This window comes from Mesorhizobium sp., from assembly GCF_024509055.1.
Lineage (GTDB): Bacteria > Pseudomonadota > Alphaproteobacteria > Rhizobiales > Rhizobiaceae > Mesorhizobium.
Genome location: NZ_JANINM010000309.1, coordinates 1 through 1,914 on the forward strand (window position 1 = coordinate 1; position 1,914 = coordinate 1,914).

Sequence of the window (1,914 nt, forward strand, 5' to 3'; positions counted from 1 at the left end):
TCGAGGTCGATGCCGGTCTTCATCAGCCGCGACATGAAGCGGTCGCTCTCCGGCTTGCGCGGCCATACACCTTCGTTGAGGCCGCCGATGACGAGCGTGTCGACGCTTTGCAACCTGGCTTCCAGCGCGCCCCAGATGGCGATGTTGCGGTCGGTGCCCCGCGCCGGCTTGACCGTTTCAGGCGCAATCAGCGCCTCCATGACATCGGGCCACTCGGTGGCGGCGAATGAGAAGGGCGACGATACGGCGACCAGCCCGCGCAGCAGTTCGGCAAGCTTTTCCCCGGCGTCGCTGGCGTAGAGTTCCGCCAGGCTGCCATCCGCCGCGCGGCCCATATCCTCCAGTGCGACGACGCTCGCGCGGGTCAACGTAGCGATGTCGGCATTCTCGTCCTCGCGCATCGCGGCAAGAGGGGAGAGTGAATTATCGAGCCGGCTAAGCATGCCGCGCGTCTGCTCGATGTCGCGGACTGTCAGGCGCGGAAACCAGAAGGGCTGTCGTGTGTCCCCACTGAGGCCCGCGAGCCGTGTTTCGAAAAGCTCGCCAAGCGATGCGACATCCGGCCGGCCGGTGCCGCCGCGCAGCGCCACCAGCTCAGTAAGCTCGGCTGCCTTGCGCACGGCCTGGCGTTCAAGGCCGAGGCTGAGCAGGGGGTGCTTGAGCAGGGACAGCAGGCCCACCGGATCGCCGGGCCGGAACGCGGCATTCAGCGCGAGGCGGAGGAGGCTGGCGGCCGGGGTGTTGGCAAGCGGTATGCCGCCGGAATCGTCGGCAGCCACGCCGAAGCGCAAAAGCTCGGCCGAAACCCGTCGCGCCAGCGCCCGGTCGCCGGTGACGAGCGCTGCGCGTTTGCCGGGGCTCTCGACGGCGCGCTTCAGCGCGATGGCGATCGCAACCGCCTCGTCACGTTCGTTGGCCGCCTCCACCAGCGCCACACCGGCCAGCGCCTGCCCGATATCGTCTGTGGAGAAGCGTGGCCGCGTCTCGGTCCAGAGTTCGGTGGTTTCGGCCGGCCGCAACGCCTCGCCGATAAGGGCCGCGCGCAGTGCCAGTGGCTTCGTCGCCGCGCCGATCTCCTCGACATCGTGGCGCGGGATGCCGATGCCGCCAATGAGTTTCGCCAGGCCGTATTGCGGGTGGCCGAGCGTCGCCGGGCGCGCGCCGGGCGCCGTTATCGCGGCGAAGGATGCGTCGTCCAGCTCGCGGTCGAGGCCGGGCAGCACCACGGCGCCATTGGGCAGGCCGGCGATCACCGCCAGGAGCTCGGCGGTGGCGGGTATGGAGCCGGTGGAACCGGCGGCGATAACCGGCCCTGCCGGCGGATTACGCTTCAGCCGCGCCGCCTCCAGGCGGATCAGCGCGCTGCGATGCGCCGCCGGATTGGCGCGGTTGCGCTCCTTGAGCAGTGCTGGCCAGTTGTCGGTGACGATGCCGAGGAAGTCGAGCGTCACCTGCCACCAGCCTGCAAGATTGCCGGTGACCAGCGTTGCGAGCTTGGCCCAGTCCGTACCCTCGGTCTCGATCTCGTCCATAAGCCGGGCGAGATCGCGCGCCAGCCAGATGGCGTCGGCGGCCGAGGTCGGCACCACGAATTCCTCGTTGAACCGCTCCCTGACATGTGCCGGCAGGCTCTCCTTCCACGCCCGCACCAGGGGCGCCAGCAGCAACAGCCGCTCCTGCGCGGCGATCGGCGGCGCCAGGTCTATGGCCGGCGTCGCTTCTGCCTCGAAAACCGCCTCGTCCTCGTCGAATTCGCCGAGCGGCCGCACTGTCGGCAGGATGGCCGAACGCCGGCCCCCTCCTGCTTCTGAGAGCATGTCGACGAAGGCCCCGCGCAAGGCGCGGGCGGCACGCCGCGTCGGCACATAGATGGTGGCATCGGCGAGCGCCAACGGGTCGCCATCGTAGCGGAAG

At 69.4% G+C, this 1,914-nt stretch carries 1 protein-coding gene; it reads right to left on the reverse strand.

Going from position 1 to position 1,914, the window contains the following annotated elements:
* Positions 1–1,914 (reverse strand): double-strand break repair protein AddB (gene addB, locus Q0L57_RS13915; RefSeq protein WP_296743524.1); only part of this gene is annotated, 1,914 nt, incomplete at both ends.